This window comes from Pseudomonas inefficax, from assembly GCF_032164165.1.
Classification (GTDB): Bacteria; Pseudomonadota; Gammaproteobacteria; order Pseudomonadales; family Pseudomonadaceae; genus Aquipseudomonas; species Aquipseudomonas inefficax.
Window position 1 is genome coordinate 24,741 of sequence record NZ_CP134401.1, and the last position, 18,227, is coordinate 42,967.

Genomic DNA, 18,227 nt, shown 5'->3' on the forward strand with positions numbered 1-18,227 from the left:
TTCGCCGGTCCTGCGGCCGCTGCGCGCCCGATCGCGACACAAGGCCGCTCCTACAGGGATTCGCGCCGGGATTCGCGCCAAATTTGGCGCCGGCATTGGCGAAGTACTGCGCATGATGCTCACCGCCCTGCCAAAGGCAGGGCCAGCAACTGCATGCGCTGGGCAATCGCCGCCGGCGGTGCATCCGGGCGGATCTTGCTCCAGCGCTTGCCGGCCACATCGCCGGCAATCAGCTGTGTCGAATGCTGCTCGGGGCTGGGCAGGAACTGGCCGATGCGGCCGAGCACCAGGTCGACATTGGCTTTGTCACCGGTCAGGAACAACCAGTTGGGCCCGTCCACGCCCTGCTTCCCGGCAAACGCCTTGAGCACCTCAGGGCTGTCGTTGAGCGGGTCGCTGCTGATCGACACGAAGGTCACCTGGCTGGCCAGCTGCGGCCCCATGGCCTCGCGGACTTCGCGCAACTTGCGGGTAATCAGCGGGCAGGCGTCGGTGCAGTGGGTGAAGATCACGTTGAGCATCACCACCTTGTCCTTCAGCACATCGCTGTAGAAGCGCAGCTCGCGGCCGTTCTGGTCCTTGAGCACAGTGTCGGTGAACCAGGTCTGGGCATCACGGGTGCCGCCGCCACTGGTCACCGCCTGCGGGGCCGGCTGCGGTTCTGGCGCCTGCGGGGCATGGCCGTCATGGGCCAACGCCACCGAGGCGAGGATCCACAGGCAGCCCCCCAGCACCAGCCAGTCAAAACCGCGCATGCCTACGCGCCGGGAGCTTGTCTGGCTCATGGTTGCACCTCGTGATGGTCGGCAATCGCCGTGCTCTTGGCATGCACCCGGCGGGCGCCGAGGCGGTTGACTTCATCGATCAGCACTGCCGGGTCGGTGAAGCCGTAGTAGCGCGTCCAGTGCCCGGTGCGCCCGTCACCCACCAAAATCAGCGGCGGGTGCTGGCTGAGGTCGGCGCTGAAGCTGCCCAGGCCCTTGAGGGTTTCGCTGATGGCGTACGGCGTGCCGGTCAGCCAGCTCCAGCCCGGCCCCTTCTGGAAGGCCTTGGCGTAGCTCTGCAGGCGCTTGGCGTCGTCACGTTGCGGGTCGACGCTGATCGACACCAGATGAATGTCCTGCCCTACCCGGCCACCCAGCTGCTGCTGGACCTTGCCCATGATCGACGACACCACCGGGCACACCGTGGTGCAGCTGGTGTAGATGAAGCCCATGACCACCAGATGGTCGCCCACCAGGTCTTTCTCCAGGCGTACCGGCATACCGTCCTGGTTCAGCAGCGAGACATCGGCAAAGCGCACGCTGGCCTTTTCCTGGCGCGCCGCCGGCGGCTGTGCGGCGTGGCCATCATGATCGTGGCCGCCATGGGCCAGGGCCAGGTTGCCGGCAAAAGCCAGGCTCAGGGCCAGCAGTTTGCAAGGATGCTTGGCGTTCATCGCAGGTTCCTCACATCATTCTCGGAAACGGTGGACGTTGCGGCCGGCAGGACGCGCAGGCTGGTGTAGTTTTCCTCGGCGAACCTGCGCCCCAGCGACGGCGATTGCACATGCAGGTACCAGGCGCCGGCTTCGGGCAGGGTCAGGGCGGCCTGGTAGATGCCCTCGCCCACCTCCTCCAGCTGCAAGTTGCGCGGCATCGACGAAGGCGCCAGGAAGTAGCGCAGGCTCAGGTCGCTCAGGCCCAGGCGCGGCTGGCCGTCGTCGCCGACGATGCGCACCCGTGCAGTAATGGCGCTGTGCTGCGACAACGGCCGGTCGAGGCCGATGAACTCGGCGTGCGCGCCCTTGCGCTTGCCGGTATTCGGCGCCACGGCCACGTCGGTGCTGAAGCAGTGGATGATCTGCGGCTGGTTGAGCAGGAAGGCCACATCGAACTTGCCGGCGGCGGGCATCTTCACCGTCGAGCCGTACACGCCCGGCGCCAGCTCGCGCAGGCTGCGGTCGACGACAATGGCGGCGCGAGCCTGGTGGCCACGGTTGTTGTAGCCGGACATCGGTGCGTTCATGCCTTCGGCGTAGAAGTAGGTGGTGTTGTCCACCGGGTTGACCACGAACACCGAATTGTCGTCACGTGACACCGACAGGCCCTGGGCCAGCGGCAGGTCACCAGCCTGGCGTGGCGCCGCCGGGCCGGCCTCGAAGCCCTGGATGATCGGCGAGCGCCCTTCGCCCAGGCTGGCCAGGTTGATCATGCTCACCTTCGGCGACGCCAGGCCGCGTACGTAGGCATAGCCCTTGGTGAAGGTCAGCTGGTACGGTTCGGCCGCCACCGGGATGCGGTGGATCAGCCTGTCGGTGCTGGCGTCGATCACCAGCGCCTGGTTCTCCAGGGTATTGAGCACGATGCCGTAGCGGCCATCGCTGCTGAAGCGCATCGGCCCCAGGCCCTGCTCGGCCTGGACGGTGTGGCGCAGCTGGTGGTTGCGGGCATCGAACACGCGCACGCTGCCCTCCTTGCCATCGACCACGTACACCGCCTGGGACAATGCCGAATAACTGACCGACAGCGGGTGCGGGCCGACCTTGATGGTCTTGGCCAGGCGCATCTCCGGGATGTCGATGACGCTCAAGGTGCCGCTGTCACGGTTGCTGACAAAGGCGTAGCGCGAGTCGGAACTGAAGGCGATTTCGTGGTGGCCGCCGCCGGTGTTGAAGGTTTTCAGGGTGTTGCGCCCCGGTACATCGATCACCGTTACCCCGCCCTTGGCCGGGTCGCTGCTGTTGTCGCCTACCCACAGCCGGTGCTGGTCCGGCTGCAGGGCCACGCGCAGCGGCTGGTCGCCAGCGTCCAGGTCGGCCACGCGGGTGAAGGTTTCGGTGTCGATCACCGAGACCTTGCCGCGCTCGGGAATGGACACGAACACCTGCTTGTCATCACCGGTTGCCACCCAGTCCATGGGCCGCCCAGGCAGGTCGATACGGGCCATGGTACTGGTCACGCCGCCCACAGAAACGGTGGGGTCGATCACCGTCAGGCTGGCGTCCTTGTTCATCATCAACAGGAAGTAGCTATTCAGGTCGAGCAACGGACGGGCGCCGATACTGCTTTTGAGGAACAACGCGACACGGGCCTTGCAGCTCTGGTCGCGGTCCCCCTCCGGGGCCGACTGCGTCGGGTCGATCCACGCCCCCGGGGCCATGCCCGACAGCGGCTGGCCACTGGCCTGGTCGCTGACCTTGAAACGGATATTGGCGAAGCTGCCCTCCTGCAGCTCGCCCCCCGCCAGCGGCCGCGCCTCGAACTCCACGGTCACGCCGTCCCGGCTGAGCCGGTGCAGGGCCTGCGGGTCGGCAGATTCCTGCAACAGCTCGCGCGGATCGCACCAGAGGCTTTCATAGGCCACGCCCAGGCCGATCAGCACAGCCCCCAGTGCTACCCCCATGTATCCAAGGCGGGTCTTCTTGTTCATTTTCGCGCCCCCATCCACTTTCACTGCGCCGGTGCCGTTGCCGGTGGCGCTTCATTGGTCACCCGCAAGATCCCCCACAGCCCCGAGAGGTTGCCGTAGGCGGCGTAGTCGCGGAACAGGTAGTCACCCGCCACCGCGTTGGCGCCGCCGGCACTGGGCAGCATGAAGCTGAAGTGCGCAGCCGGCAGGACGCTTTCCTGGGCACCGATGTACATGGCCATCGGGTTGTAGCCGAAGCGCACCGAACCGATGCCGGGCAGGCTCAGCGGGTAGCCGTCCACGTCGTTCTTCTCGGCCTGGTAGTTGTGCAGTGGCCACAAGTGGCCATCCAGCTGGTAGACCATGCCGCGGCTGCCACCACTGGGCATCACGATATGGTTGCGCACCGGCTGGCCGGGCTTGGCGTACAGCACCGGGGTTTGCGGGTCGCCACCGACCAGGGCGTTGGCGTAGGCCATGTGGGCGTTGGGTACATCGCCAAAGCCCAGGCCGCCGGCGCGGCCGAAGGGTGAGTCGGGGGCCATGCCGAAGCGCAGCCACAGGGGTTCGGTCTTGTAGTTGACCGCCATGTTGCCGTTGTCCTGCGGGTCGCCGGCGGCGCCGTTGCCTTCGGTATTGATCCCCTCCACCGGTCGGCCGTCGGCCCAGCGCATGTTCAGCGCACGCTGCCAGACCGTGACGAAGTCGCGGTAGTCCGGCTGGCCGCTGACCTTGACCGTGGCCTGGGCCCGTGTTGCGGCGTCCTCGGTCCAGGTGGCAGTTTGCGGCAGGATGCTCATGGCACCCACCAGGCCTTTCTGCGGCTGCTTGATGACGTCCGACGGGGTCAGGTTGAGGCCGCCGAACTCGATGGCCGTGCTGTTGATGTTGTCCACCGTGCGGCCCAGTTGCGACACCGGCTTGCCTTCACGCTCCAGGTGGCCCGCATAGTACTGGTAGGTACGGGTCGGCCAGGCGCCACTGGTGCCGGCACGCGGGGGCACGGTCTGCACCGGGTTGAGGCCGACGTTGGCACCGTCCGACTTGGTGATGTCGTAGGCCAGCAGCTGGGCATGCAGGCCCACGTGGCTGGACGGCCGCATCAGGTTGTTGGCAAAGGCGGTGGCACCCTCGCTGTCGAAGCGGTCACGTTTGACCACGTTGTGCATCACTGCAGTGCTGGGCAGGTCTGGCATCACCAGCGGCAGGCGGTTTTCCAGGGTAACGCTGATGCACTCGCCGGCGTTGGCACGCAGCACCAGCGGTTCCACGGGCACGCCCGCCTTGAGCTTGCCGGTGGTGGCGTCCAGGTCGGCCTTGCGCACATACAGGATCGCGGTCGGGTCGTGCAGCGGCGCGCTGTGGCCACCGATGGTGAAGGGTTCCCCATCTTCGGGGTCTACCCCACTGACCAGCGGGATGGCGGTCTTGCGGCTGTTGAACACCAGGGTGCCGCCGTTGGCCTTGAGCGGGCCGCCGACATGCTGGCCGACACCAGCCGGGTCGTTGATGCTGACGCCGTTGCGGTTCTCGAGGATGTCGTTGGCCAGTGCCGCGACGATTTCGTAGCTGCGCTTGACCGTGGGGCGGCTGCCGATACCGTTGGGGTTGGCCGTGGTTTTCGGGCAGATGCCGTCGAAGTTCACGGTGTTGCGCATGGCCACCGGCTGCGGGTTGTTTGGCAGCGGGAACAGGTCGGCACGTTGCGCGGTGTAGTTGCGCATGATGCCCCAGATGCCGTTCCAGTAGCCCTCCAGGGCCGCATCCAGCGAATACAGGTAGTCACCGTTGGTGGCAGCCGAACTGGAGATCATCGACACCGGCGCCATGAAGCCCAGTTGTTCGGAAATACCGATCATCTGCGATGACTTCCAGCCCGAGTTGGAGCTGTTGCCGTAGCCGGTGCCGTTCTGCAGCCACTTCACGCCATGCAAGGTGACGTTGTGCTCCTCCTCATGGCCGCCGGCGTGCATGCGCAGGCGTACGTTGTCACCGGAGTAGGTGCGGAGCATCGGGGTGAACGGGTCGCCCGGTTCGCTGCCGGCCGCGTTGATGTGCGGCGGGAACAACGTGGTGCCACCGGTGGGGCCGACCGCCGAGGTGATCGCCGAGGGCGCCAGGTTCAGTGCCGGAATGGCGCGGTCGGTGCGGGTTTGCAAGGCATGGCTGAGGTCGCCGGCCAGGCCGTCGGCCTGCATGCCACGCTTGCCGTCCGGGCCGACCTTGTTCGGGTCGTATACACGCAGGGCCAGGGGCTCGTTGCGGTAGTTGACGACGAACATGCCCGGGTCATCCACCGAGATCGCCTGCGGGCAAGGTCGGCTCGGGCAACCCGGGTTGATGCCGCCGCGTTCCTCGACGATGGCCTCCAGCAGGTTCGACGCCTTGCCGCGCACCGGCGGGTTGATGGCGTAGCGGAAGCTGTCTGCAGTGGCCGGGTACGACTGGCCATTGGGGATGCCGTCCGGCCCGGCGCCGACGTACACACCGGCCTCGTAGGCGTGCTGGAAGTCGCTGTATTCCAGGAAGAACTCGCGATAACTGTCGTTCTTGCCGTCGCCATCATGGTCACCGGTCTGGATCACTGCCTGCCACGAGGTCGGGCCACCGTCCTGGCGCGTGGCCGGGTTGTACAGTTTCTCGCCGGTTTCGGCGTGGTACCAGGTGGAGTTGGCCGGTTCGGCCAATACGGTGGCATACAGCCCAAGCTGCTGGTGGGTCGATGGGCCAAGGTGGTCGTGGGTGAAGATGGTGCCCAGGCCACGGTCCACGTTGTACACGTTCACCAGTGGGTCGGCGAACCAGCGCTGCATGGCCGTGCGTGCGCCCAGCCAGTCGGCCCGGCCGAAGCGGCCGAAGTACGGGTGCTGCCGGGCTTGCGGGCAGGCGGCGGTGCCGTCGCGGCTATCGCCCTGGGTGCAGCCGTTGTAGGCGCGAATGGCTTGCACCCGCTCGACCACGCTGCCGGGCGAGAGGATACCGTCTTCGTAGTTCCAGCCGTTGGCCGAGCCGTCGGCGGCGGTCAGGTCCCACTTGGGCAGGTGGATGTGCTGGCCGATCACGTCGGTCGGGGTGCGCACCTGGTAGTCGTCCATCTCGTAGATGTTCGGGATCAGGTTGGTGTGCTGGTACATGGTGCAGTCGAAGGTGTTCATGCGCATCACCAGCGGCTCTGGCGGGCGCTGCTTGGTGATCACCGGCCAAGCGTCTTCCCACAGGGCAATGATGCGGGCCTGCGGGAAGTGATAGCCGACCTTGTTGTACACCGCGTCGAACTGGATGTTGGCGCCCTTGTAGATGCGTGGGCGGTCGGCGGTGAAGGCCGACGCGCCACGGAAGTTCAGGCCCGACAGGCTTTCGCCGCTGAAGTACTCGCCTGCCCCGGAAGACTGGGTCAGGCGCTTGCCCCGGTCATCCATGCACGGCTCGTAGAACGGCGCGCCTGCCGTCGGCAAGGCGCCGTTGGTGCGGAACGCCTTGGCCACCGGCTGGCTGCCGGGGATCAGGGCAAAGCTTGGGTGTTCGGCCAGGGCGTGGAACTGCATGGCCGCTTGCTCGACATCGGTGCCCTCTTCAGGCAGGTAGATCGGCTTGGCCTTGTGTACCACCTTGGTGAAATCGAGCTTGGTGGTGGTGGTTTCGGCTTCGCCGCCAGCCGATACGCCGTCCAGCGCGTGGCGCCCCAGGCCGCCGTCCCAGCCATCGACCTGGTTCGGGTCGAGGTTGGCCCACAGTGCCTTGCCGCTTTCCTTGAGCTGGCGTGCCATGGCCGGGTCGAGCATGTCCAGAGGTGGGGTTGGTGGGCGGTTGCCCACGCTGCTTTCCATGCCGCCGATCCAGAACGGATAACCAGGGTTCTTCAAGGTGCCGTCGGCGTTGCGGTTGGCGTCGCTGCGGTCGACCAGCGCCAGCGAGCCGATGGCCTTGCGTACCGGCGTCTGGTCGCCTGGTTCGTCATCCTCTTCTTCGGGCTCGTCGTCATCGTTGGCGGCAACCAGCTCTTCGGACAGCTTCGGTACCACCACCACCTTGCCTGGCATCGGCGCCATGGCCTTGCCGGGCAGCGGCACGATGGCCGGGATCGGCGTGCCGGCAACGATCTCGCCATCGGGCAGCGCCCGGGCGCCAACTGCTGGCTTGCCGCTGCGCAGGGCGAACGGGGTGTCGTGGAAGCCGTTCTCGCCCTGCCCGCTCACCGCAAGGCGGGTGCCTTCCTCGAACACGTCGTGCACCCGCCACATGGCCCACATGCCTTGGGCGAAGTGCGGGTAGAAGTGGCAATGGTAAATGGCATCGCCCGCCACCCGGTTGCGGTTGCCCGCACCGCCATTGGCGATTTCGTAGGTGTAGCCGACCCCCGCGCCGATACCCTGGGCATCGATGTAGTCGGAATTGTCGTCATTGGGGTTGAACAGCCACTGGTGGCCGTGCAGGTGGAAGATGTGCTGTTCATGGCCGTTGTGGGTGTTGCGGAACTTGGTGAAGTCACCGATGTAGCTGTGGTGCACGTTGGCCGGTTCCGCCGGGAACAGGGCCATGCTGGCCTTGACCCCGACGGCGCTGGCTGGTGGTATCTCGCCAGGGCGGATGTGCTCCAGGCCGACGTTGGCCGGCACGTCCACCAAGGTCCCGACATCACCGACAGTGTGCGCACTGAGGAAGAACTCCTCATAGGCGCACGACAGGCAGTCGTGCATCGGCCCCACGCCCAGGCGGTTGGCCACCACTTCGGCGCCCATGCCACCGGAACCGTAGTTGATCATGAACGAGTCGCGGGTGGGTTCCAGCACGTGGCCCATCACCGGGTCGGCCCAATAGCCAGGAAATGCCTGGGTGCCGGCCACCTCGTCGGCGAACTGCGAGGCGAAGTCACGGAACGCCTCCAGGCGGTTGGGCAACGCCGGGTTGCGCTTGCCCAGGCTTTCCAGCGGGTAGGTGGATTTGGGGAAGCTGCCATCGGGGTTGGGGCCCATGACGATGGCATCGGTTTCGCTGTTGATGATCTGGTTGCCGTCGACCATGGCAATGATCGGCTTGCCGGCCTTGCCTTCGGCGATCCAGGGTTGCATTTGCGGGTAGCGGGCTTCGTAGTCGATCACCGGCTGGCCGGTGGCGGTACGGCCGGTGGTGGCCAGGCGCATTTCTTCTTCGGTGAGGGTATTGCGGTAGGTGCGGCCGAGCTTGGGCACCACCACTACCTGGCCGAACAGGCCGTTGGCAACGTTGCCCGCAGTACCCTCGCCGCCGAAGGTGGCGGCCTTGCTGGTAGCGGCGAAAGCGCCTTCGCGTTCGGCGTACAAGGTATAACTGCGGGTGCTGCCGGGGCTGACGAAGAAGTTGCCGTTACGCCCGGTGTAGGCAGAAATGTCGGCGATGCTGTTGACCGCCTGCATGCCGTTGACCTGGAAGCCGACCATGCGTTCGGCCACCTGCTCGTCGGCGACGAAGCCTTCGGCGGCTTCATTTTCGAGCTCCGGCCCCTCCTCTTCGTCCTCGGGCTCTTCAGCCTCGATGCCGTGCTTGTTGGGGTTGGCCTTGTAGTCGAGCAGGTTGGTCAGGTTGACGGTAAGGCATTCACCGGCAGCCACCCGCAGCACGATGGGCCGCGGGCGCTTGTCCGGGCGCAGGGTGACCTTGCCCGGTACCGCCGCCCCGCCGCTGCTGAGGGGGACCATCTTGTCGTCCACCACATCCTCGCGCAGGGCGAACATCATGCCGTTGGCGTTTTGCGCGCCAAGGCGGTTGAACATCAGAGGCTGGTCCAGCGCCACCACGTTGGCGACCAGGGTGCGCTGGCACTGCACGGCGGCTTCGCTGGTCGACTCCCAGCCGAGCAAGGCCAGAACGAGTGATGACAGGATGGGGCCTTTGAGTGGCGTAGACATGCCGCACCTCCGGGACACAGGATCTCTGCGGGGAGCTGGAGCAAGGTGTATGCCAGGAGCGGATTGCTTTTATTTTCAGCTGGTTGCAGCGGCAAACGAAACAGATTGGGGAGGATTCCCCAGCGGTTTTCCCCGAAACGGGGGGTGGGTTGCGGGTGTTTGTCATGAGATTTTCATTGCCTGGGAGATCGAGCGCCGCCCGCGCGGCGCTTCGCGGGACAAGCCCGCTCCCACATTTGTTGCAACGTGCCGAACCTGTCAGGCCATGGTTGCCTGCCTTGGAGCACGTCTTGAGACTGGTGAGGCGGCAGCAGCGCCAACCGAGAAATCGAGTCAGACCAACAAGGCTGACAACCATGGCCTAACAGACATGGCCACGTTGCAACAAATGTGGGAGCGGGCTTGCCCCGCGAAGCGCCGCGCGGGCGGCGCTCGATCTCACTGGCACCGACAATGGAGTGGCGGACACATGGCAGCCCTGACCCCAACCTCTCGCCCTACACCCCACAGCCAACAAAGCCATCACCTGTAAGACATTTCTGAACATAAAACCAAATACTTCAGAAACGACCCGCTTGGGAATTATCCTACGCGCGCTGCCGAACTATCGCTGTTGTCGGGGAAACACCTCACGGATAACGTTTTCGGGTCGCTCCGGTGACCGGGCATGAGAACCCGACAGATAAGCTAGCAGCACCTCTATGGTGGCCGTACGTGGGCGGTCTTTCGCCTGGCCGGGTCTTTGCTAGCTTCTTCTCGGCTTTCTCACGCCCGCGTACGGCTGCCACCTTCAGTCGACAGGCCTCATCGCCGGCAAGCCAGCTCTCATAGAACTGCACATAACTCATCGAATTAGCAGGGACTCTGTGGGAGCGGCTTCAGCCGCGAACACCGGCGCAGCCGGTGCCATGCACCGCGTTGGATTCTTCGCGGCTAAAGCCGCTCCCACAGGGTACGCGGCCGCTTGCGAATTCAGTTTTCTACGCGACAGCGCAGCCCAAAGGGCTGGGCAATCTCCCACAGGTACAGCATTGTTCTCGAGGTTGTCGCAGTACCTGTAGGAGCGGCCTTGTGTCGCGATGGGGCGCGCAGCGGCCCCAGGGTCTTGGCTGCGGAGCGGATATCGCTGGGGCCGCGTTGCGGCCCGATCGCGACACAAGGCCGCTCCTGCAAGGGCCCTGCGCAGTCCAGCAGATTGTTGTCAACCAACCAGGGCGCGTACGCAGAAGTACAGGATCGACGGGCCCATCAGGCAACCCAACCCGGTATGGAAGGTGGCTGTCAGCGCCCCGTACGGCACCAGCCGCCGGTCGGTCGCCGCCAGCCCGGCCGTCACCCCCGACACCGTCCCCGCCAACCCGCCGAACACCATCGCCGAACGTGGGTTGTCCAGCGCCAGCAGGCGCGCCGATACCGGGGTGAACACCATTACCAGGATCGCCTTGATCAGCCCGGTGGCAATCGACAGCGCCATCACGTCCGAGCTGGCCCCCAGCGCCGCCCCGGTCACCGGCCCGACGATATAGGTCACCGCACCCGCACCGATGGTGGTCATGCTCACCGCATCACGGTAACCGAAGGCGTAGGCCACCGCAGCGCCGACAATGAACGGCAGCACCGTGCCGAGCAGCAGCGCCACCGCGCCGATCATCCCGGCCCTGCGCGCCTCGGTGGCCTGCACCTCGAAGGCCGTGGCGACAATGGCGAAGTCGCGCAGCATGGCCCCGCCCATCAGGCCGATGCCGGAAAACAGCGCCATGTCGGCCAGGCCTTTCTGGCCACCGGTAATGGTGCCACCGACCCAAGCCAGCACCAGGCCGATGACGATGGCGATGGCCGAGCCGTGCACGCGGCCGAAGGTCAGGTACTTCGACAGCACCACCGACAACCACATGATCGCGCCCACCACCGCGAAGGCGGTGATCAAACCGTTATGTTCCAGGGCATTGTCAATGATCGGCCACATGATCAACGCCCTCCTGCAGGGGCAGCCTGCACATTGCTTTCGGGGCCGGCCTCCACTGCCGGCAAGGGTTCGCCGCGGTGGCTGCGGCTGATCAGGGCAATGGTCGCACCGCACACCAGTACCGCACCCACCGCCGCCAGCAACGCCACCGGCCCGCCGTGCAGGGCGGTGACCACGTTCTGCTGGGCAGCCATGGCCACCACCACCGGGATGTACATGGCGCCCCAGAAGCCCACGCCGAACTCGCATTCCTTGCTCATGCCGCCGTTGCGGTGCATGTACAGGCGTGCGCAGATCAGCAGGATCATGGCGATGCCGACCCCGCCCACATTGGATTTGACGCCCAACAGCACGCCCAGGAAGTCGCCGACGATGACGCCGGCAAGCGTGCAGACCGCCAGCAGTGCCACACCATAGATGATCATTGTTGTTGTCCTCAGGTAGTGTCGAAGTTGCTTGTTGTTGTTCTTCGTAAACACACTTTGTGCAGCTTTCGCCCCCATGGAACTGAACTCTGTGGGAGCGGCTTTAGCCGCGAACACCGGCGCAGCCGGTGCCATGCACCGCGTTGAGTTCTTCGCGGCTAAAGCCGCTCCCACAGGGATCACCATCCGCCGCGGTGTTGCCATCATCGTTCGTCGGCCACCTCCTGGCGCAGCAGCGCATCCAGGGTATCCCAACGTGTGCCTTCAACAGCAACCACCCTGCCCTGTTCGAACACCGGCCGGGCCAGCCCGCTGAGTACGTTGCCGGGCGGCAGTTCCAGGTGCAGGCGCACGCCACGCTCATAGGCGTTGCGCAACGTGGCACGCCAGTCGACCACCCGCGCCATGTTGCCGGCCAGGTCGTCGCGCAGACGCTGTGGGTCGAATATCGGCCGCGCGCTGCTGCCGCTGAGGTAGGTGATACGCGGTCGCTGCAGCTCGACCGTGGCGAAGGCACTGGCCAGTTCGGCCGCCGGGCCATCCAGCAACGGGCAATGCGACGGCACGCTGATCGCCAGGCGCCGGGCCACGCCCTGGCCAAGGCGGCGTGCCCTGGCGGCAACCGCAGCCATCGCGCCATCGCTACCGGCGATGACAATCTGGTTGTCGCTGTTGAGGTTGGCGACATACACCTCGCCGCCCGCATCGCTCAGCAAGCGTTCGACACAGGCCAGGTCCAGGCCGCTGAGTGCGGTCATGCCGTAGCCTTGCGGATAGGCGCGCTGCATCAGTTCGCCACGCAGGGCAACCAGGCGCACGGCATCAGCAAAGCCCAGGGCGCCCGCCGTGACCGCCGCCGGGTAGGCGCCAATCGACAAGCCCGCCACGTAATCCGGCGCGGGGCTGCGCTGCATCAGCCAGCGCGCCCAGGCCACGCCAGCCAGCAGCAGGCACAGCTGCACGGCACGGGTCGTCTGCAGGGCCTGCTGGCTGTCCAGTGCCAGGGCCTGCTGGCCGAGGGTGTCACTGGCCTCTTCCAGCAATTGCCCGACACCCTCAGGCAGGCGCTGCAGCATGCCCACCTGCTGGGCGCCCTGGCCGGGGAAGGCGAACAAGCTGCTCATGCTGCACGCTCCATCGCTGCCCATGGGTCGCTGACCAGGCGTGGACCATGGGCCGACTTGAGCAGCACGCGGCGGGCGAAGCCGGCCCACTCACGCAGGGCGACCGCACCCGCCGGGGTTTCCAGCTGCAGGTCGATACGACAAGGCGCGCAATCGAGGATATCCAGCAGCTCACGCGCCTGCGCCCGGGCCAGCGGTTGTGGGGTGCGCAGCAGCAAGTCCAGGTCGCTGTCGGCGTGTACCACCTCAATGCCAGTGGCGATCTGGTACCCCACCCCACCTGTCGGCCCCCACGCCATCCCGCTGGCATCCAGTACCGGGGTGACCGAGGCCAGGGCCTGCAATGCAGGCCAAGGGCTTTCAGCTTGCCAGCGCAGCGTTTCGGGGCCTTGCTGACACTGGATATCGGCCAGCCGCATCAGTACACCCGACCGCTGCGCCCTGCCCTGGCCACGCAGCCCCACCGCCACCCAGGCGTCCGCACAGGTGGCACGGCGCACCACCACCGGCTGGCCGCTCAGCAGCACATCCTGCGCCCAACGCGGCGCATCAGCAGGCAGGCCCGATACGGGCATGCCCCAGAGCAGGTCGTGCGGCCTTGGCGCGTTCATCTCAAGCGCCCTGCCACTGGCGGCGCAGCTGTTCGCGCACCTGGCGCGAGGCGCTGCGGTTTTCGCCCGCCAGCCGCGACGACAGGTCGCTCGAGCTGCCGATGTCGCGCACCGCATCAGCCAGGCAGGCACGTACCTGGGCGATGTCGGCACTGCTCGGCATCTCGGCGTTGTCCACCGTCAGGCGACGCCACAGCAGACCCAGCGAGGCGTAGCTGGCCAGGTCGTAGGCCATTGGCGGCACCTCGGCGGCCAGGGCTTCCAGTTGCTCGACGCTGCGCAGGGTGATGCGTGCCGCCGCCGCCTTGCCCATGGCGTGCACCATGACCCCGGCATCGTCCAGGGCGATCAGGCGCTGGGCCTGGTAACCGTGGGCCAGGAAGGCACCAGACATGGCCTTGCCGACCAGCAGGCCGATCACCGGGTGCCCGGCCAGCCGCGCCTGGGCATAGGCCTGCACCGCAGCGGCCAAAGCCTGGTGAATCCCCAATGCCTCCTCACGGCGGCCATAGGCCTGGCTGGGCACGTCGATCACCGCGACGATGGCGCGCTTCTGACCGTGGCGGTCAGCCTCGACCGCTTCGCTCACGGCCTTGGCCAGGCCCCAGCCTTCCAGCAGGCCGACTTCGCCAGAGCGCGCCCGGGGGAACGGGTTGTCGGCGTCCGGCACCACGGCGATGAAACGCGCCAGGCGGTTGTCCAGTTCGCCATCGATTACCCGCAACGACGCGGGGTAGCCGGGCAAGGCTTGCCCGCCGGCCAGGCCCGGCAGCCAGTTCAAGGCACGGTTCATTTGGCTTCTCCTTGGTAAAGGTCACGCACGGCAGCGGCATCCAGTTGCGGGCAGCCATCGCCCAGCCGGGCCAGGCGTTCGAGGAACCAGGCGTGTTGACCGGCGCGATCCCTTGAAGGCTCGTCGAGCAATTGCAGCAAGCGTTCGCGCAACGCCTCGATGTCATCGGCCACATAGGCATCGACCAGGCCGCTGGCGTGGCGCTGCTCGCCGCCGGTCAAGCTCCAGATGAAGGGGCGGTCCTTGGCGTCGTATTCACCGATGCCCGCTTCCTGCTCGATCACCTGCGGGCCGTTGAGGCCCAGGCGGGCTTCGCGGGTGACCAGCAAGTGGCTGCACAGGCCGGCGGCGATGGACATGCCGCCGAAACAGCCGACCGAACCTGCGACCAGGCCGACCACCGGCTGCCAGGCGCGCAGCTCGACAATCGCCGCCTGTATTTCGGCAATTGCCGCCAGGCCCAGGTTGGCTTCCTGCAGGCGTACACCGCCGGTTTCCAGCAGCAACACAGCGCAGGTGGGGATGCCGTTGCGGTTGTCTTCGATCGCCAGTTCCAGCGCACCGGCGATCTTGGCACCACCCACCTCGCCCATGCTGCCGCCCTGGAAGCCGCCTTCGATGGCGGCAACCACAGCGTTGCGCCCGTTCAGCAGGCCCTTGGCGATGACCACGCCATCATCGGCCTGGGGCACGATGCCCTGGCGCGGTAGCCAGGGTGACATCAGCCGGTCGAACGGCCCCAGCAGTTCACGGAAGCTGCCCGGGTCGAGCACGGCGCGGGCGCGCTGGCGGGCACCCAGTTCGACAAAGCTGCGGCTGTGCAGCAGGCGTGCGATATCAGTCATGGGCGATCTCCTCGAAGCCTTGCTCCAGACGCAGGCGCACCACGCCTGGGGTGGCGCCGAAATCATGAATGTCGATATTCATGGCCGGCCAGCTGCGGCCCTCGAACAGGCGCTGGAACAGCTGCGCCCAGCGGGCAGCGCTGCCGTTGACCGAAGTCACTACCTGGATTTGCAAGCTGCCGGCGGTGCCAGGCTCGATCAGCACCTCAAGGTCGCCGGAGCTGACACAGCCCACCAGCGTGCGGCCACGCCCAGGTGCAGCGGCGGGGAATTGAAAGGTCAGGGTTTCCATGTCACAGGCTCCCGGCTTTGTCGAGGAACAGGCAGGCGGCCAGCAGATCGGCGGCGCCGCCCGGTGAGGCATTCAGGTGCAGCAGATGCTGATCCAGCCGGCGCAGCTGCCGGCGCCCGGCCAGCGTGGCGCTGCCGCCGTCGCTCAGCACGCTACGGGCGCCGTGCTGGACGGCAGCCAGCCCGGTCGGGCCGCTGCGCCAGAGCACGCAGGTATCGTTGAGCACGGCCATGATCGCCAGCAGCGCGTCGAGCCGGGCGTGCGGCTCGCTGGCTCCAGCGGCGCGGCTGCGCTGCAGTTGCGGCAGGCCGTGAGCGATAACCGCTGGGAAACCTTGTTGCGCCTGCTCGCGGGCACCGCCAGTGCCATAGCGGCGGCATACTTGCAGGCCGTGGCTGTCTTGCGGGGGCATGGCCGGGTCATCAAGCAGTGCGATGCGCCCGGCGCGGGCGGCCAAGGTGGGGGCTTGCGCCTGGGGGTCGAGGGCCTTGGATGCTACCAGCAGGCCGAGGGCCCAGATTGCGCCACGGTGAGTGTTGACCCCGCCGGTGGCGGCCAGCATCGCCGCCTCGCCTTCGCGGCCGAGCTGCCCCAGTGTGGCACGCAGGAGGGGGCTGATTGCGCCGATGGTCTGGGCGGCTTCGGCCATCTGCCGCAGACATGGCCACAAGGCCAGGGCCGAGGCGTGCATCAGGGCCAGAGACATGTCGGGATGGGCGCCGTTGCCACGTCGGTCGACCAGGCCGGGTTTGGGGGACAGGTCGGCTTCGTCGATCAACGCTTCCACGGCTAGGTCGGCCAGGTGGTCGGCCAGGGGTAATTCGGTTGCCTGTGCTGGCCTCTTCGCGGGTAAACCCGCTCCCACAGGGACCGCGTCTGGTCTGGGCTCGGCGTCAGACCTCTTCGCGGGTAAACCCGCTCCCACAGGGACCGCGCCTGGTTTGGGCTCGGCGTCAGGCCTCTTCGCGGGCATGCCCGCTCCCACAGGGATGGTGCAAATGTCGAGTGCATCACTTTTCCTGTGGGAGCGGGCGTGCCCGCGAAGAAGCTCATGCGGTTGCAAGTCGAGTGCTTTCATCACCAGCTCCTGAACCGTGCAGGCGGGTTGTAGAGGCCGCCGGACCATTCGACCAGGTCGGCGATGCTGCGCGCAGCCAGCAATTCGCGGCTGGCGTCGGTGCGGCGGATGCCGAGGTCCTCGGGCAAGGCGACCAGGCCTTGCTGGCGCAGGCGCAAGGTGTCCCTGGGGTCGTGCCGCAGGCCGATGGCGGTAACCCCGGCCACGGCGGCGATCATCTGCTGGCGCTCTTCCAGGCTGCGGGCTTTGTACAGGTAGGCAATGCCCTCCTCGGTCAGCAGGTGAGTGACGTCGTCGCCATAGATCATCACCGGCGCCAGCGGCATGCCGGCTTTCCTGGCCACCTCCACGGCATCGAGGGTTTCCACGAAGGTGGGCTTGCCGCCTTCCTGGTAGGTCTCGACCATCTGCACCACCAGCTTGCGACCGCGCTCGAGCAGGGTTTCCGGCACGGTCATGTCCAGCCAGGCCGGGGTCGCGTGGCGCCGGCCACGGGGGTCGTGGCCCATGTTCGGCGCTCCACCGAAGCCAGCCAGGCGGCCGCGGGTCACGGTCGAGGAATGACCATCGCCATCCACCTGCAGGGTGGCGCCGATGAACAGGTCGACGGCGTACTGCCCGGCCAGCTGGCACATCATGCGGTTGGAACGCAGTGAACCGTCACGGCCGGTGAAGAACACGTCTGGGCGCTGGGCGATGTAGTCTTCCATGCCCAGCTCGGTGCCGAAGCAGTGCACGCTTTCCACCCAGCCAGTCTCTATGGCCGGGATCAGCGTCGGGTGCGGGTTGAGTGTCCAGTTGCGGCAGATCTTGCCCTTCAGGCCCAGGGACTCGCCATAGGTAGGCAGGATCAGCTCGATGGCGGCGGTGTTGAAGCCTATGCCATGGTTCAGCGACTGTACCTGGTGCTTTTCGTAGATGCCGCGAATGGCCATCATCGCCATCAGCACGTGCACCGGCTTGATATGGCGCGGGTCGCGGGTGAACAGCGGCTCTATATAGAAAGGCTGGTCGGCAACCACCACGAAATCGACCCAGGATGCCGGGATATCGACCCTTGGCAAGTCATCAACGCGGTCCACCAGCTGGTTGACCTGGGCGATGACGATGCCGTCGCTGAAAGCGGCCGGCTCCACCAGCGCCGGGGTGTCTTCGGTGCTGGGGCCGGTGTAGAGGTTGCCATCGCGGTCGGCCATGAAGCCTGCCACCAGGGTAACGTTGGGAATCAGGTCGACCAGCAGCCGCGAGTACAGCTCGATGTAGGTGTGGATGGCACCGACTTCGAGCAGGCCGTCTTCCAGCAGCTGGCCAATGCGCAGGCTCTGCGGGCCGGCGAAGGAGAAGTCGAGCTTGCGGGCGATACCACGTTCGAACAGGTCCAGGTGCTCGGCGCGGCTGACGCTGGGCATGATCATGTGCAGGTCGTGCAGGCGCTCAGGGTCGACCTTGGCCAGCGCGCGCGAGAGGAAGTCGGCCTGCTTCTGGTTGTTGCCTTCGAGCACTACCCGGTCGCCGGGCGCCAGCAGCAGTTCCAGGGCTTCGACGATACGCTCGGTGGGCAGCACCACGCCGTCGGCGAGGTGACGGACCCGGTCAAGGCGACGCTGCTTTTCGGCGCGCCGCCGCGACCATTGCGGCGGTGGATTCTTGGTTGTTGTCATGGTGACTCCACGGGTTCGCTGTCGTGGAGTCACCTTAGGGCTGGGGTGGTTGCGCATCAATCAAGCTCAGGCACTGATCGTTACGGTCAGGGTAACGATTCAGCATATGCGCTTTCGCTCATGGCCCTATCGCCGGCAAACCAGCTCCCACAGGTAC

13 protein-coding genes are annotated in these 18,227 nt (G+C 66.4%); all 13 read right to left on the reverse strand.

From position 1 onward, the window contains the following. Positions 1-119: 119 nt before the first annotated feature. The 13 genes from RIN61_RS00135 to mdcA all read right to left on the reverse strand — a co-directional run bounded on the left by RIN61_RS00135 (position 120) and on the right by mdcA (position 18,070). Positions 120-785 (reverse strand): SCO family protein, encoded by a 666-nt coding sequence (locus tag RIN61_RS00135; protein WP_112254038.1) that lies wholly within the window; start codon positions 783-785, stop codon positions 120-122. After that, entirely contained in the window at positions 782-1,438 is a 657-nt protein-coding gene (locus tag RIN61_RS00140; RefSeq protein WP_112254039.1) for an SCO family protein, read from the reverse strand. Before RIN61_RS00140 ends, RIN61_RS00135 begins: the two co-directional genes overlap by 4 nt. Continuing rightward, positions 1,435-3,411, reverse strand: coding sequence for a cytochrome D1 domain-containing protein (locus RIN61_RS00145; protein ID WP_313855172.1), 1,977 nt, complete (start codon positions 3,409-3,411; stop codon positions 1,435-1,437). Before RIN61_RS00145 ends, RIN61_RS00140 begins: the two co-directional genes overlap by 4 nt. A 20-nt stretch (positions 3,412-3,431) precedes the next feature. Then, positions 3,432-9,275, reverse strand: a complete 5,844-nt coding sequence (gene mnxG, locus RIN61_RS00150) for a manganese-oxidizing multicopper oxidase MnxG (protein WP_313855174.1) — start codon at positions 9,273-9,275, stop codon at positions 3,432-3,434. A 1,201-nt stretch (positions 9,276-10,476) separates the two neighbouring features. Then, positions 10,477-11,241, reverse strand: coding sequence for a malonate transporter subunit MadM (madM, locus tag RIN61_RS00155; RefSeq protein ID WP_024087229.1), 765 nt, complete (start codon positions 11,239-11,241; stop codon positions 10,477-10,479). Between the two features lie 2 nt (positions 11,242-11,243). Then, positions 11,244-11,666 (reverse strand): malonate transporter subunit MadL, encoded by a 423-nt coding sequence (madL, locus tag RIN61_RS00160; RefSeq protein WP_003258591.1) that lies wholly within the window; start codon positions 11,664-11,666, stop codon positions 11,244-11,246. A gap of 203 nt (positions 11,667-11,869) precedes the next feature. After that, the gene (gene mdcH / locus RIN61_RS00165) at positions 11,870-12,790 is read right to left on the reverse strand and encodes a malonate decarboxylase subunit epsilon (RefSeq protein WP_313855177.1); all 921 of its coding nucleotides are present in this window, start codon (positions 12,788-12,790) and stop codon (positions 11,870-11,872) included. Beyond that, positions 12,787-13,401: a malonate decarboxylase holo-ACP synthase gene (locus RIN61_RS00170; protein ID WP_313855179.1), complete on the reverse strand. Its 615-nt coding sequence runs from the start codon at positions 13,399-13,401 to the stop codon at positions 12,787-12,789. The genes mdcH and RIN61_RS00170 overlap by 4 nt, the downstream gene beginning before the upstream one ends. A 1-nt stretch (position 13,402) precedes the next feature. Next, positions 13,403-14,194, reverse strand: coding sequence for a biotin-independent malonate decarboxylase subunit gamma (gene mdcE, locus RIN61_RS00175; RefSeq protein ID WP_207879563.1), 792 nt, complete (start codon positions 14,192-14,194; stop codon positions 13,403-13,405). Continuing rightward, entirely contained in the window at positions 14,191-15,039 is an 849-nt protein-coding gene (locus RIN61_RS00180; RefSeq protein ID WP_025339385.1) for a biotin-independent malonate decarboxylase subunit beta, read from the reverse strand. The genes mdcE and RIN61_RS00180 overlap by 4 nt, the downstream gene beginning before the upstream one ends. Next, entirely contained in the window at positions 15,032-15,331 is a 300-nt protein-coding gene (locus tag RIN61_RS00185) for a malonate decarboxylase subunit delta (protein WP_112254048.1), read from the reverse strand. The genes RIN61_RS00180 and RIN61_RS00185 overlap by 8 nt, the downstream gene beginning before the upstream one ends. Position 15,332: 1 nt before the next feature. Further along, positions 15,333-16,196, reverse strand: coding sequence for a triphosphoribosyl-dephospho-CoA synthase (locus RIN61_RS00190; protein ID WP_313855186.1), 864 nt, complete (start codon positions 16,194-16,196; stop codon positions 15,333-15,335). 212 nt (positions 16,197-16,408) lie between these two features. Beyond that, entirely contained in the window at positions 16,409-18,070 is a 1,662-nt protein-coding gene (gene mdcA / locus RIN61_RS00195) for a malonate decarboxylase subunit alpha (protein ID WP_313855187.1), read from the reverse strand. Between the last annotated feature and the right edge of the window lie 157 nt (positions 18,071-18,227).